Origin of the sequence: Mesorhizobium sp. M0243, from assembly GCF_040321775.1 — a bacterium.
GTDB lineage: Bacteria > Pseudomonadota > Alphaproteobacteria > Rhizobiales > Rhizobiaceae > Mesorhizobium.
The window spans coordinates 15,489-29,563 of sequence record NZ_JAMYSF010000034.1; the positions used below are offsets into that span (position 1 = coordinate 15,489).

Here is a 14,075-nt window from a genome sequence, read left to right on the forward strand (position 1 = left end):
ACCTCAGTTGTCGGTTGGGCGAACGACCGGCGGGCGCGCGGCCTGCCTTTGCGAGCCGGTCGTGCCTTCGCTGCGGAAGACTTCCTTGGCGATCTCGCCGATGCCGCCGAGCGAGCCGATCAGCGACGACGCCTCGAAGGGCATCAGCACGATCTTGCTGTTGGTCGCCGTGCCGATCCTGCCAAGCGCTTCAGTGTATTTCAGCGCTACGAAATAGTTCAGCGCCTGCACATCGCCTTTGGAGATCGCTTCCGACACGACCTGGGTGGCGCGGGCTTCCGCCTCGGCCGAACGTTCGCGCGCCTCGGCATCGCGGAAGGCGGCTTCCTTGCGGCCCTCGGCCTCGAGGATCTGCGACTGCTTGAGACCTTCGGCGGCAAGGATCTGCGCGCGCTTGTTGCGTTCCGCCGTCATTTGCCGGCCCATCGATTCGATAAGGTTGGCCGGCGGGTTGATGTCCTTGATTTCGACGCGGGTGATCTTGATGCCCCACGGATGGGCCGCTTCATCGACGACGCGCAGCAGGCGCTCGTTGATGGCGTCGCGGTTCGACAGGAGTTCATCGAGGTCCATCGAACCCATGACGGTACGGATGTTGGTCATCGTCAGGTTGAGGATAGCGTTCTGCAGGCCGGCAACCTGGTAGGCGGCCTGCGCTGCGTTGAGGATCTGGAAAAAGGCAATGCCGTCGACACCGACGATGGCGTTGTCCCGGGTGATGATTTCCTGGCTCGGGACGTCGAGCACCTGCTCCATCATGTTCATCTTGGCGCCGATGCGGTCGATGAACGGGTAAATGAAATTGAGACCCGGGCTCAGTGTCTTGGTGTAACGGCCAAAACGCTCCACCGTATAATTGTAACCTTGCGGGATTGTCCTGATGCCTTTGATCAGCAGCACCAATACCAGAAGTGCAAGTGCACCAACCGCAATATCGAAACCACTGAAATCCATTTGGCTCTCCCTCAGACGAAGGCCGCTCAAGCCATTCTCGCGCAGCCGACTTCACCAAAGACTTAAGTGTATTTCAGATGCGTTACAATCAGGTGATGATGGATTGTTTATAGGGTTGCACTCAGCGGTTGAAGGCAAACAACCTGGCATCCGTGTCATCCAGCCCGTTGATCGAAGCCGGGACAATCTCGGAAGCGATCTGCGAGAAGGTGATGCCGTTGCCGCCGTAGCCCAGCACCGCATGGATGCGCGGGTGGCGGGGAATGGCGCCGATATAAGGCAGGCCGGTGGTCGTGGTGCCGAACGAGCCGGTCCAGGCAAAATCGGGTCTGGTGTCGAGATGCGGAAATATCAGGCCGAGCTTCTCGGCGATGCGTGTGCTCTTGTCGGCGATCAGCTCGTCGCGCCGCGCTTCGTCGATAAAATCCTCGTCCTCGCCGCCGCATATGACCCGGCCGTCGACCGTCGTGCGCATATACAGATACGGCTCCGACGCTTCCCAGATGAACGCTGCGTCCGGCCAGAGCTTTCGCGGTTGCGGGCGTGTCGCAATCGCCCATGTCGAGATGATCCGGTGGGCCGCGGCCGGCACGATGTCTACAAGTTCGTAGCCGGTGGCCAGAACAACATGTCGTGCGGTTATGGTCGGGCCATCCCTGGTCGCGACGACAACAGCTTCGGCGCTGTCCTCGATCATTGTGGCTTCGACGGGGGCATAGAAGCGTGCCTTGCGCTCCAGGGATTTCAGCAGCAGCCCAGCCGTCAGCTTGCGCGGGTCGAGCGCGATGTTGCCGTGGCCGAGAATGGCGCCTTCGCGGTCGATGCCGAATTTCTCGGCTAGCTGTTGTCGGGTTAAGCAGATGGCGCCGATGCCGGCTAGCCGACGTGCCTCGGCCTCGTCGCGCAGTTCCGACGGACCAAGCATCGTGCCGGCCAGATAGAGTGATGGCATGCGGCTCAGGCCACAGTTGATGCCGAGTTCGGCAATCCGTCCGGCGAGATTGGAAACGGCGAGCCGCGAGCGTCGCCAGGCCTGCTGGGCCGAGGCTCTGCCAACCATCTTCGCGAGCGTGGAGAGAGGCTGGTCTATTTCGAATGCCACCAGTGCGGTGGTTGCGGCCGTCGAGCCCTTCAGCGGGCCGCGCCGGTCGATGCAGATCACCCGATGGCCATCGGCCGTCAGCGCCTCGGCCATCATGGCGCCGCTGATGCCCATGCCGACGATCAGCACATCCGTCTTGACATCTCGGGTCAGACTGTCCGTCGGCACCGCAGGCGCCCGATAGGCGGACCAGACGGGCCGGCCACTACTGAGGTCGAGTTTGCGGGACATCGAATTCTCCGGAGGGCGCGCCTTAACGCCTCGGAGCAGGCGTGTTCCGGTTCAGACCCAGCCGGACAGTTCGCGCCGCACCATCGCCTCGATCACCGCCATCCCTTCCGCGCTATCGTTGAGGCAAGGGATATGGGCGAAATTCTTGCCGCCGGCATGGTGGAAGGTTTCGGCCGCCTCGCGGCCGATCTCGTCCAGCGTCTCGATGCAGTCGACGGAAAAGCCGGGATTGACGATGGCGATCGACTTGACGCCGTCCTGCGCGAGTTTCTCGACCGTCTTGTCGGTATAGGGCTGCAGCCATTCCTGCGCCCCGAAGCGCGACTGGAAGGTGATGATCAGTTTCTTGTCATCCCAGCCAAGCCGTTCGCGCAGCAGCCGCGTCGTCTTCTGGCAATGGCAATGATAGGGGTCGCCCTTCTCGAAATAGGGTTTTGGAATGCCGTGATAGGAGGTGATGACCACCTCCGGCTCGAAGTCCAGCGTCGCCAGATGCCGTTCAATCGAGCGCGCCAGCGCTTCGATGTAGACCGGTTCGTCATAGTAGGGCGGCACGCTGCGGACGGCCGGTGCGCGGCGCATTTTCATCAGCGCGCGAAACAGCTGGTCGTTGGCTGTTGCCGTGGTCGTCGCTGAATATTGCGGATAGAGCGGGAAGGAAAGAATGCGGTCGCAGCCCTGGTCGACCAGACGCTGGGCAATGCTGGCGGTTGAAGGGTTGCCGTAGCGCATCGCCCAGTCGACGACGACATCAGGCAGGTCGCTCAGCGCTTCGGCCAGCTTTTCGGCCTGGGCGCGGGTATAGGTGCGCAGCGGCGACTCGTTCTTTTCCCGGTTCCAGATCCGTGCGTAGTTGGCGCCCGACTTCTTGGGCCGCGTGGTGAGCACAAGGCCATAGAGGATCGGATACCAGATTGCCCTGTTGAGCTCGATGACGCGCGGGTCGGACAGGAATTCACGGAGATACCGCCACATCGGCTTGAAATCGGTGCCGTCGGGCGTACCCAGATTGACCAGCATGACGCCTATCCTGCCCGCCTTGACCGGCGGATGCCCAGCGGGCAACGGGCCGAGCGCCTTTGCGGCCTTGGGTTCGGCAGGGGTGGGAAGCGTCATAAGGGTTCTCCGGAAGACGCGAACCTAACCATCTTGCGCGCGCATTCAATGCAGCGTCTGGCCGCACCTTAAAGCGGATTGTCTGAATGGATTCAGACGACCCGCTTTAAGTCTTTGTTTTTATGCATGTCGTTCTCCCAAAACCGAGTTCACTTTTGGGCGACATGCATTAGCCCGAAAACAGGACGCCCGTCCGGTTTTCGGGGGGGGCGGCGTCATTCAGGCATCTAAGCGAGGCTATTTCGGCGGGATGGTCAGCGTTGCGCCGACCGGAAGCCGGCGCGGCTCATAGCCCTTGTTGGCGCCCGAAATGACCTTCCATTTGGCGCCGTCGCCATAGGCCTTCTTGGCCAGATCCCAATAGGTGTCGCCGGCAACGATGACATGGCTGGCTTCGGCCGGCGTGGCCTCCGCGGGCTTTGCCGGTTCTGCAGGTGCGGGAGCTGCTTCAGCGGGCTTTGCTGGCTCGGCCGTTGCCGGCAAAGCCGGTGGCGCTGGTGGGGGAGGCGCTCCCTCGGTCGATACGGCCGGTGGTGTGTTGGCGATATCGCCCGAGTTGGCCGGCAATTCAGGCATTGCAGGTGCCGCTTCAGCAGGCTTGGCGGCTTCAGCCGGATCGGTTGCCGGGGCCGCAGGCGCCGCAGCGACGGTCGCGGCTATTTCGGTGATGCGGCCGTCGAGCTCCGGCGTGTAGGGTCGGTGGGCACCGAGATAGTCGGCAACCACCTGTTCGAGGCCGGGGCCGTAATCGTAGGCATTCTTGGCCTTGTCGGCGAAGACCTTGTAGCCGTCGCCGCCCTGGCGGACATAGTTGTTGGTTGCGACCAGATAGTCCTTGTCCGGCTTGATCGGCGTCCAGGCGCCGCCTTCCATGACTTCCACCGACTTGACGCGGCCGGCATTGGGCGCGACGGATTTGTCGAAGGAATATTTCAGGCCGGCGACCTGCGGGAAGCGCCCGGCGCCGTCCTCGACCTGGCTGAGGCCGCCCTCGAGGCCAGCCACCAGGTCCTTGCCGGAAATCTGGAAGGTCGCCAGCGTGTTCTGGAACGGCAGCACGGTCAGCACCTCGCCCATGGTGACGGTGCCCTTGTCGATCGAGGCGCGCAGGCCGCCGCCATTGGAGATGACGATCTCGACGCCCTGTCCCTTGACGCGGTCGAGGATGGCGTCGGAGACGAGATTGCCCATCGCGCATTCACGGGTGCGGCAGCTCTCACGACTGCCGTCGATGACGTCGGTGGTTTCCGCCACTTCCTTGTTCTTCAACGCCTCGATCGGCGCTCCAAGCTCCTTGATACGGGCGAGCACGGCCGGGTCGGGGGTGATCGACTTGTCGAGATAGATCGGGTCGCCGCTGGCCGATTTGACGACGCCATTGTCGTCGAACACCACCTTGAACTCGCCGAGATATTTCGAGTAGGACGCCGCCTGCACCACCGGCACCTTGTAGCCGTCCGGATTGTCGACCATCGTCGGGTAAGGGCCTTCCGCCTTCGGATCGGTGTTCGACAGCAGGGAATGGCTGTGGCCGCCGACGACGACATCGACGCCCGGGATCTTGGCAATCACGTCGCGCTCGCGCCTGTAGCCGATATGGGTCACGGCGATGATCTTGTTGACGCCTTCGCCCTTGAGCTTTTCGACTTCGGCGGTGATCGACTTGACGTCGTCCTCTATTGCGACGTTGGGTCCGGGGGAGGCGAGGTCCGGCGTGTCGTTGGTGATCGCGCCGATGATGCCGATCTTCTGGCCGTCGACCTCGACGACGATCGATGGCTTGACGCGGTCGCCGAGCTTGGATTGCGCGTTGGCCTTCACATTGGCGCCCAGCACCGGGAACTTGATCATGTCGAGGAACGGCGCCAGGGCCGCCTCGCCGTCGTCGAATTCATGGTTGCCGAGGGCCATGGCATCGAACTTCATGTCGTTGAGGAATTCGCCTTCGACCTTGCCCTTGTAGGTCGTGTAGAACAGCGATCCCTGGAAATTGTCCCCGGCGCTGAGCAGCAGCACGTTCTGGCCTTCCAGCTTCTTGCGCTCCTGGGCGATCGCGGTGATCAGCCGGCCCGCGCCACCGATGCACTCGCCCTTGGTCTCCTCGTCCGCCGAGCAGGTCGATTCATACTTGTTGTTGCCTTCGATGCGGCTGTGCCAGTCGTTGATATGCAGGATGTTCAGCGTGTAGTCGGCAAAGGACGCGCCGGCCGACAGGCCGAGTACTGAGGCTGACAGGGCTGCAATGGCGGCAAGCTTCTTCATCTTCGTCTCCCGGAAAGCTGATCAGAGGCCATTAGCGCCGTTGCTTGACTGGAACATAACAGCCGGCGCTTCGGCCATGTTCCCATCGCGTTCCGGATGACGCAAGCGGAATCCGGAACCCTTTGCCGGAATAAAAAAGGACGGCGGCCAACCGGCCGCCGTCCTTGGAAAACCAATAGTCGTGGGTTCAGACGCGCCTTGTCAGCACGAAATTCTGACCGCTGGAGCTGGTGCAGTTGAGCTGGCTTGTCGACACCATCAGGCAGTTGAAGCTGACCGCGGTCTGGCGGATCAGCGAGGTGCCGTTGATCTGCACCGACGTGGCGCCGGTCATCGTGTAGCTGCCGTCGGCAAGCTTCTGGCCGGTGTCGGTGGCCACGGTCGTGAAGGTACCGCCGGCAAAGGTCGACAGGCCGGTGCCCTTGGCGTCGATCCACGAGCCCTCGACGCCTTTCGGCGCCGCTGCCATCGGCGGTTCATCGGGGCCGCTGGTCGCACAGGCGGCGAGCATCGTCGCAATGGCACCCGCCACGCTCATCGAAAGAATTTTGCGCGCAATGATCATGTGAAAATCCTCTCCTCTCGCATCGGCCCGAAAATCGGAATCGATTTTCGACAGGCACGAGGCGTGCATCCAAGTTTCCAGAGCGACGTGCGTCCAGATGAACACGTATCGCTGTGGTCCGCATCCCTTCAATCGCCCGATTTCCGGGCGATTGCAAGGCAGTGAGGCAGGTAGGCGGTGCTGCTATCGCACAAGGATGTTGCGGAACTGCCACGGGTCGTTGCGGTCGAGGTCTTCCGGGAACAGGCCGGGACGGTTATCGAGCGGCGTCCAGTCGGTGTAGTAGCCCTTGACCGGTCCGAGATACTGGGACTGCACTTCCAGGCACCGCCTGTAGTCCATCTCGTCGGCTTCGACGATGCCAGCCTCGGGGTTTTCCAGCGCCCAGACCATGCCCGAGAGCACTGCCGAGGTGACCTGCATGCCGGTGGCGTTCTGATAGGGCGCCAGCTTGCGGGCCTCGGCGAGCGACAGCTGCGAGCCGTACCAGTAGGCATTCTTGTCGTGGCCGTAGAGCAGCACGCCGAGTTCGTCGACGCCGTCGATCAACTCGTTCTCGTCGAGCACATGATGCACCGGCTGAGGCTTGCCGGCGGCGCCGAACATCTCGTCAAGCGACAGCATCGCGTCGTTGCAGGGATGGTAGGCATAGTGGCAGGTCGGGCGGTAATGCACCTTGCCCTTCTTCGAACGCACGGTGAAGAAATCGGCGATCGAGATCGCCTCATTGTGCGTCACCAGCAGGCCGTATTGCGCGCCGGGCGTCGGGCACCACGAGCGCACGCGCGTGTTGGCGCCCGGCTGCTCCAGATAGATAGCTGCCTTCGAGCCGTGCTTGTGCTTCTTGGCGTTCTTCGGCATCCATGTCTCATGTGTGCCCCAGCCAAGTTCCGCGGGCTGCAGGCCCTCGGAGATGAAGCCTTCGACCGACCAGGTGTTCCAGAACACATTCATCGGCTTCGGCTTCTTGGTGCGCTGGGTGTCGCGTTCGGCGATGTGGATGCCCTTGACGCCGGCCTTCTTCATCAGCTTGGCCCAGCCCTCGCGGTCGTCCTGCGCGGGCTCCGAGAATTCCAGGCCAAGATCGGTGGCGAGATTGACCAACGCCTGCTTGACGAACCACGAGACCATGCCTGGATTGGCGCCGCAGGTGGAGACCGCCGTGGCGCCGCCGGGCTTGTCGTGCTTTTCCTTGAGCAGCGACTCGCGCAGCGTGTAATTGGTGCGGCTGGCGTTGTCCGCCTTGGCGTCGAAATAGAAGCCGAGCCACGGCTCGACGACGGTGTCGATGTAGAGCACACCGAGCTTGCGGCAGAGCCGCATCAGATCCACCGAGCCGGTATCGACCGACAGGTTGATGCAAAAGCCCTGGCCGCCGCCATTGGTCAGAAGCGGGGTCAAGAGCTTTTTGTAGTTCTTCTCGGTCACCGCTTCCTGGACGAAGGCGATGCCGCGCTCGTCGAGCAGCTTGCGGTCGGTGTCGCGCGGGTCGATGACCGTCATGCGCGACTTGTCGAACTTGAAATGGCGTTCGATCAGCGGCAGCGTTCCCCGGCCGATCGAGCCGAAGCCGATCATCACGACGGGGCCGCTGATCTCACCGTAAACGGGCCAGTTTTCATTCGCCATTTTATCGAGCACTCCTTCAAAACCCAGGAAACTGGGAAAACACGCGCAAAACCGGGAATTTCTGCCCGGCGGCCATGCGCTACATCATAGATCATTGTCACAAACCAGCGAAAAGCGCCAACCAGCGGCTACGCTGCGTTGGCTACGTGGTTAAGGCCGAAACCGTGGATGAGTGGCTCTATCCGAGCCTGAGCTTGCCCATTCGCCAAGCGCACCGGTTTAACGGATTTTTGCCCTCGGCGCGGCTGTGGACGCCCGAACCACCAGTTCCACGGGCAGAACGACTTGGCGGGGCGGTTGATTGTCAAGAACCATGCGGGCGGCGAGCCTGCCTTTTCCGATCACGTCTTGCGCGACAGTCGTCAACGGAGGCGTGGTGCGTGCGGATTCGGCAGTGCCATCGAAGCCGATAACCGACACATGGCGCGGCACCTCTATGCCACGACGAACCGCCTCGTCGAGTATTGTGATCGCTTGCCAATCCGACATGGTCAGGATTGCGGTTGCTTCGGGCACATTGTCGAATACCACCGCCCCAGCAGATGGATCGCCCGGCGTCGTCTCGATGATCGGAACATCGTCGATCGACAAGTTCGCCTCCGCCAAACCCTGTTTGAAACCGTCGAGCCTTTCGTCGTCGAGTGAGAAGCCGGCTAGAAGCGGGCGCTCTGCCTGTCCGGGCATGTGCACGATCGGAGGGCCTGGAGTCCTCCGTATGGAAAGGATGGCAAAATGCCGGTGCCCTAACCCGGTCAGATGCCGGACGGCGGCGACCGCGCCACTTCTGCCGTCGATCTTTATCGAATTGATGTCGGGACCTGCGTCATTTTCGAGAATGACGAAGGGCAGGCGCCGTCGTTGTGCCGATGTTATGAGACCGATGTCCCCGCTGTGACCAAGGATGAAGCCGTCAACGAGGGCCTCGCGGATGCTGGCGAAGCGGGTATTGTCGGTGCCGTTTACAAGGCTGAGCGTCGTTCCGGCCTCGTCGCAGGCGAGCGAAACGCCCAGCACCAACTCGCGGCCATAGGGGCTTCTCATCACCTCGGCGATGGCGTAGGCGCCAGGTGGCATGAACCCGATGGCATTGAACTTGCCATCCCGCAGCAATCGTCCTTTCGGGTCGGGGCCGCCAAATCCGAGCGCTCTCGCGGCCGCTTCAACACGTTGGCGCAATTCAGGCCTGACCAGTTCCGGCCGGTTGAAGACGTTGGAAACAGTGCCCCGGGAGACACCGGCAGCCTTGCCCACATCGGCTAGCGTTGGCATTGTGATTCACCCATTTCCCTTCAGTTAGACCATTTTTTTGGAGCGCTCCAAGAATTTCGTTGACTCGAAAGTGAAAAAGGCGGATCGTATCACTTGGAGCGCTCCAAGTAAACATATCTGGTATATTTCGCGTCTGAAACAACGGAGATTGTCAAAAGGCTTGGTCACAGCGGCGGCCATGCCCAAGGAGAGAGTCATGGCAGAAACCAATGTTTTTCCAGCCTCGCTTGTCGGTAAGTCTTTCGACTGCGTTTTCGGCCCGTTCGTACCCCGGCTGACGTTTTTCTCGCCGGAGGAATTGCATGTGCAGGCGTCGATCGGTGCCACCGAAATTGACGAGATGGTCAAGATCGACATGACCAGCGTACGCCCGAACCTCGTTCTCATGAGCTGGACGGAGCAGAGCGGCAACTTCATCGTGCAGTTGCAGGATCATGAAAACGGGATCGTCCATAATTATGCGCGTCTGGCCGATGGGCAGCTCTTCTGTGCCCAAGGTGCCATTCAATCCGTTGCGGTGGCGTGACACTGCCGCGTCTTGGCCCGGCCGACCGCGTGCGGCCGGACTCCGATCTGCTGAAGTGCCTGTCATCGATTTCCCTAATGGAGGAGGAAAGTGCGATGGAACTCGCTTACGACAGTCATCTGCTTGCCCGAATTCTGTTGAGCGTCGCGACCGTGGGCTACGGTGTGGTGACGATCAAAGCCGACCTCAACGCCACCCACGCCACCAATCCGCTGTGGACCCCGCACGCCCGGTTTCACGTCGTTTGGCAGGTGCTGAGCTACACCGGAGTTGCGCTGATTGCGCTGGGGCTTATCTGGATCGAGGGGCCACTCGAAGCCGAGCGGCTCTATCTCGCAGGGGGATTGGGCGTCGCTATGTACGGAGCGTTCTTCGTGGCAATGGTCTCACGACCGATTTATGGCGGCGTGCTCTACGACGAGAACGGCTATCTGCCATTCCGACCGCCGTTCGGACCGGCGGGTTGGCGGTGGGATGTCAACGTCACCGTCTTTAGCGCGATGTCCGCGATCCTGCTGCTGGGCCTAGCCGCGATTTAGGACAGCGCCAGCGCCCCGAGCCGGTCGACTAGCCGATCGCGGTCTGATGTCAGGCCCTTGTAGTCGAGCTGCGCGAGATCGAGCGCCTTGAGCTGGGCGGCGAAAGACGCCGCGAGCTTCGCCCGATCAGGGTGCCTGGCCAGCACGGCGAGCGGGTCGAGATGGATGCGGATGGTGAACAGGATATCGCGTGAAACAGGCAGTTTGCGCAGGGTTTGCCGCTCGACGCGGATGAAGGCATGGGCGTCGATGTCGCCATCGGGAAAGCGCGACGGCCGATTTGTAGCGCGGTCGATGCGCTGCAGGTCGGAAAGCGGATGGTAGAGCGCGTTATCGGACTGGATCGACCAGTTGTAGCGCTCGACGGCCTGCCCCTGGAGGCCATCGAACATCCGGTTGATGAGTTCCGCCGGACGCGTGCCCGGGCCGAAACCCGGCACCGGCGCGTGGATGTCCTGCAGCGGCTTGCCAAATTTTTCCAGGAGCGACCAGGACGAGGGAAAGCAAAGCGAGCCGGCAACCAGCCGCCAGCCGCTGTCACTGCTGCGCATCAGGATGAGGTCTTCCTGGACGAGCTGTGAGGCCTTGGCCAGCGGCGCATCGGCAAGGGAAGCAGGCAGACGGTTCGCCGCGCCCGCCACCTCGACGCCTGATCCGCCGAGCCGATGGGGTTCGGGGAACCTCTCCAAGAGATGCGCAGCGAGCAAGTCGAGCACTTCCTGCTGGGCGTCCCGCGTGCCGTTTTCCTCGACGAAAACGCGCTCTGGGGTTTCGGCATAGAGCCGGCGCTTTTCGGCGAGATACGGCAGCAGATGGGCGTCGACCTCGATCCAGTCCGCCGGGTCGAGCGGCTTCAGCCCGATACTGAACAGTTTCGACGAGCCGTCATAGGGCGTGTGGGTGGGCGGCGTATGCTCTGGGGGTGTGTGAGTGGGCACAGTCGTCATGTTTCAGGTCAGTCTTGCGGGGATTAGTCCGCGCAGCGAATTGCCGACGAACAGGGACTTGGCGGATTTCAGATCGTCCAAGCTGTAGATTGCTTCGCGGGCGCGGCCTTCATCCAGAAGCTGCGCGCGCAATACACCAGGCAGCAGGCCGCAGTCTAGCCGGGGTGTGACCAGCACGCCGTCGCCGAGATCGGCAAAGACATTGGTGATCGTGCCTTCACAGATCTCGCCGCGCTCGTTGGCCATAAGCACCTCGTCGGCCTGGGTGACGAGATATTCGGCGCGGGCATGCGTGTAGAGCTGTCGTCGGCTGGTCTTGTGGCGCAGCAGCGTGTCGTTCGAATCGAGACTCGTCCGCGCCAGCCGCAGTATCCATACCTTGTCGGCGGCGAGCGGTTCATAAGGTTGCGCCGAGGCCGTCACCTCACCATCGTGCGACAGGACAAGCCGCGTGCGCATGGCAACGCCGGAACCGCCGGCCGCGCTGCTCAGCGCCTCGCCGACCGTGCCTGGATCACAGTGGAAGCCGAGCTCCGCCGCCGAGCCATAGAGGCGCGCAAGATGACGATCGAAGCGCAGGAAGCCCGAGCCGGGTTCCCAGCGCATGGTCTCGATCAACTGAAAGTCGGCGGTGTTCCCGTCGCGAAGCGCGCTTTCAGCAGACACTCCTGATACTCCTCCTGCGCCGTCGAATCGAAGACGACGCCGCCTCCGACATTGTAGACGGCCTCGCCGCCCGAAAAGAGCGAGATGGTGCGGATCGCCACGGAAAAGCGCATCGGGCCGCCGGGCGCGATCCAGCCTATGGCGCCGCAATAGGCATCGCGGGGCGTGCCTTCCAGATCGCGCAGGATCTCCATGGCACGGATCTTAGGCGCGCCGGTAATCGAACCGCAAGGAAACAGCGCCGCGAAAATCTGGCGGATAGAGAGACCCGGCAGCAGTTTGGCCCTGACGTCGCTTACCATCTGATGCACGGTCGGGTAGGTCTCGATGCGGAACAGCGCCGGCACGTCCAGCGTGCCCACCTCGCTGATCAGCGAGATATCGTTGCGCAGAAGATCGACGATCATCCGGTTTTCGGCCTGGTTCTTCTCGTCATTGCGCAGGAAGATCTTCTGCCGTTCGTCCTCGGCTTTGGTGGCGCCGCGCGGTGCCGTTCCCTTCATCGGATGCGTCTCGATCATGCCCTCGGCGTCGATCTCGAAGAACAGTTCAGGCGAGCGCGACAGCACGATGGGTTCACCGAGCGCGATCAGCGCGCCATATTTCACCGGTTGACGTTCGGTCAATGCATTGAAGGCGGCCAGCGGCTCGCCCGACCACTGCGCATGCACGGGAAAGGTCAAATTGCCCTGGTAGCAATCACCTTGCCGGATGTGCTGGTGCAGTCGCGAGAAGCGTTTTTCATAATCCTCGGGCGACCACGTCGCACGGGCGTCGAATATCGGGCCGTTGGTCGCCGTGGTGTTGCGCGGCGGCACCGCCTCTTCGACCGGGGCATCGAAAACCCCAAGGCACACGAGCGGGGAGCGGCGTCCGTGAGGCAGCAGGGGAACGAGCTTGGGTTCGAGCAGGTAGCCCGCCTCATACGAGAAATAGCCGGCAAGCCATTTACCTGCATCATGCGCGGCTTGTGCTGCTTCCAGAGCCGGCCCGAAATCCCCTGCTTCGTGCGCCACGATGATATCGGCCGGCTGGTCGAAAACGAGCTGGCGCGCGCTTTTGTCATTGCGAAAAATTGCGGCGGGCAGGGACATGGGCACCGAATGCTGGGGTCAATGAAGCCATCAACCGCTCTATATGGGGTGCCGCCCGCGCGCAATCGAGGGAACGGCACGCTGCCTCTTAAAGCCGACCTTTGGGCCAACTCAGGAACCAAGAGTAAACGGCGACGCCGATATGGCGCCGCCGTTTGCAATCTTCAGTACTCGCCTGGCGATCAGCTGTTGCTGGAGGTTCCGGCTGTTGGAAACTGCTTGGCGAATTCCTTCTCGTTGCCGGCGGCGAGCAGCTTGGCCTGCTCGATCCAGCGTTCGCGCGCGATGCGGCCGTCGAAATTCATGACGTCCTCGATCCGTTTGACATCGGCCGCTGTCCAGGACGCGATCTGGGCGAAGCTGGTGACGCCTTGCGCCTTGAGCAACTTCTCGTTGACCGGACCGATACCGATCAGCCGGCGCAGATTGTCGGGCTTGCTGGATGTTGGGCCGGCTGCTGGCTTGGCTGTTGTTGCAGGCTTGCTCGTCGCGGATTTGGCTGGAGCCGAGGCTTTGGTGGCGGCGGGTTTCGCCGCCGCCTTGGCAGAGACCGCCTTGGCAGAGACTGCTTTTGCCGCGGCCGGCTTGGCCGGCGCGGGCTTTGTGGCGGCGGATTTGGCCGTCGCTGGGGTCGACATCAGGGCCGCCGGCGCCTGGCTTGCCGGCTTTGCCGCGCTGCTTCCGGCGGCAGGCGCGGCCGGCGCGTCGCGCAGCCGGCGCTCGAGGTCGGCGCGGGTCTTGCCGCATGCATCGAGTTCGCCGGTCAGGCGGTCGCTGTCGGTGCGAAGCCTGTCGCGTTCGCTGCGTGTACGGTCGAGGTCGCCGCGCAAGCTGTCGAGTTCACCGCGCAGGCGCCCCCAAAGGAACCAACCGACCAACACGCCTATCAGGAACGCCAGGACCACGTAGAAAAAAGTGCCCATTGTCTCTCTCCAGTCAGATCCGTCTGCCGTGGGTCATGACCTTCGGCGAAGGACTACTCTTGGTGGTTCCGCGGTAAGCAGAACAGCCGGCTTCCGTTCGAGCTGTCGGCGATCGGCTTTTGCTTGCCCATGGTCAACGGCCGTTGTCGCGTTCGCCTGAGCGCCACGGCCGGCTGAGATTTCTCCTCGCCGATCCGCATGCGCTCCGGCTGAGCTTGGAGCGAAGGCTATCATAGAGCTTGTGGAAAGCTA

The 14,075-nt window shown here is 62.3% G+C and carries 13 protein-coding genes; 2 read left to right on the forward strand and 11 right to left on the reverse strand.

Going from position 1 to position 14,075, the window contains the following annotated elements; all coding sequences use genetic code 11:
* Nucleotides 1-3: 3 nt before the first annotated feature.
* The 7 genes from NKJ11_RS29570 to NKJ11_RS29600 form a co-directional block, all read right to left on the reverse strand.
* Entirely contained in the window at nucleotides 4-954 is a 951-nt protein-coding gene (locus NKJ11_RS29570) for an SPFH domain-containing protein (RefSeq protein WP_128303119.1), read from the reverse strand.
* A gap of 121 nt (nucleotides 955-1,075) precedes the next feature.
* Nucleotides 1,076-2,287 carry an NAD(P)/FAD-dependent oxidoreductase gene (locus tag NKJ11_RS29575; RefSeq protein WP_128303118.1) on the reverse strand — a complete coding sequence of 404 codons (1,212 nt, stop codon included), beginning with the start codon at nucleotides 2,285-2,287 and terminating at the stop codon, nucleotides 1,076-1,078.
* 51 nt (nucleotides 2,288-2,338) lie between these two features.
* Nucleotides 2,339-3,403, reverse strand: a complete 1,065-nt coding sequence (hemH, locus tag NKJ11_RS29580) for a ferrochelatase (RefSeq protein WP_023810064.1) — start codon at nucleotides 3,401-3,403, stop codon at nucleotides 2,339-2,341.
* Nucleotides 3,404-3,640: 237 nt separating this feature from the next.
* Nucleotides 3,641-5,665, reverse strand: a complete 2,025-nt coding sequence (locus tag NKJ11_RS29585; RefSeq protein ID WP_128303117.1) for a bifunctional metallophosphatase/5'-nucleotidase — start codon at nucleotides 5,663-5,665, stop codon at nucleotides 3,641-3,643.
* Between the two features lie 187 nt (nucleotides 5,666-5,852).
* Nucleotides 5,853-6,230 carry an outer membrane lipoprotein Omp10 gene (gene omp10, locus NKJ11_RS29590; protein WP_127259982.1) on the reverse strand — a complete coding sequence of 126 codons (378 nt, stop codon included), beginning with the start codon at nucleotides 6,228-6,230 and terminating at the stop codon, nucleotides 5,853-5,855.
* A gap of 183 nt (nucleotides 6,231-6,413) precedes the next feature.
* Nucleotides 6,414-7,859, reverse strand: a complete 1,446-nt coding sequence (locus tag NKJ11_RS29595) for a homospermidine synthase (protein WP_128303116.1) — start codon at nucleotides 7,857-7,859, stop codon at nucleotides 6,414-6,416.
* Between the two features lie 219 nt (nucleotides 7,860-8,078).
* On the reverse strand, nucleotides 8,079-9,110 hold the full coding sequence (locus NKJ11_RS29600; protein ID WP_164892874.1) for a LacI family DNA-binding transcriptional regulator: 1,032 nt from the start codon (nucleotides 9,108-9,110) through the stop codon (nucleotides 8,079-8,081).
* A 214-nt stretch (nucleotides 9,111-9,324) separates the two neighbouring features.
* On the opposite strand from NKJ11_RS29600, the gene NKJ11_RS29605 reads away from it, so the two are divergent.
* A complete protein-coding gene (locus tag NKJ11_RS29605; RefSeq protein WP_023810059.1) occupies nucleotides 9,325-9,654 on the forward strand; it encodes a MoaF-related domain-containing protein in 330 nt (109 codons plus the stop codon).
* A 95-nt stretch (nucleotides 9,655-9,749) separates the two neighbouring features.
* The gene (locus NKJ11_RS29610) at nucleotides 9,750-10,193 is read left to right on the forward strand and encodes a hypothetical protein (protein WP_128303114.1); all 444 of its coding nucleotides are present in this window, start codon (nucleotides 9,750-9,752) and stop codon (nucleotides 10,191-10,193) included.
* Here the strand turns inward: NKJ11_RS29610 and NKJ11_RS29615 are convergent.
* The 4 genes from NKJ11_RS29615 to NKJ11_RS29630 form a co-directional block, all read right to left on the reverse strand.
* Nucleotides 10,190-11,140, reverse strand: coding sequence for a heme-dependent oxidative N-demethylase family protein (locus NKJ11_RS29615; protein WP_352794851.1), 951 nt, complete (start codon nucleotides 11,138-11,140; stop codon nucleotides 10,190-10,192). The genes NKJ11_RS29610 and NKJ11_RS29615 overlap by 4 nt on opposite strands.
* Nucleotides 11,141-11,143: 3 nt before the next feature.
* Nucleotides 11,144-11,806, reverse strand: coding sequence for an aminotransferase class IV family protein (locus tag NKJ11_RS29620; RefSeq protein WP_352751639.1), 663 nt, complete (start codon nucleotides 11,804-11,806; stop codon nucleotides 11,144-11,146).
* A complete protein-coding gene (locus NKJ11_RS29625; RefSeq protein ID WP_352632064.1) occupies nucleotides 11,755-12,900 on the reverse strand; it encodes an aminodeoxychorismate synthase component I in 1,146 nt (381 codons plus the stop codon). The genes NKJ11_RS29620 and NKJ11_RS29625 overlap by 52 nt, the downstream gene beginning before the upstream one ends.
* Nucleotides 12,901-13,082: 182 nt before the next feature.
* Nucleotides 13,083-13,823 carry a helix-hairpin-helix domain-containing protein gene (locus tag NKJ11_RS29630; protein WP_352632066.1) on the reverse strand — a complete coding sequence of 247 codons (741 nt, stop codon included), beginning with the start codon at nucleotides 13,821-13,823 and terminating at the stop codon, nucleotides 13,083-13,085.
* Between the last annotated feature and the right edge of the window lie 252 nt (nucleotides 13,824-14,075).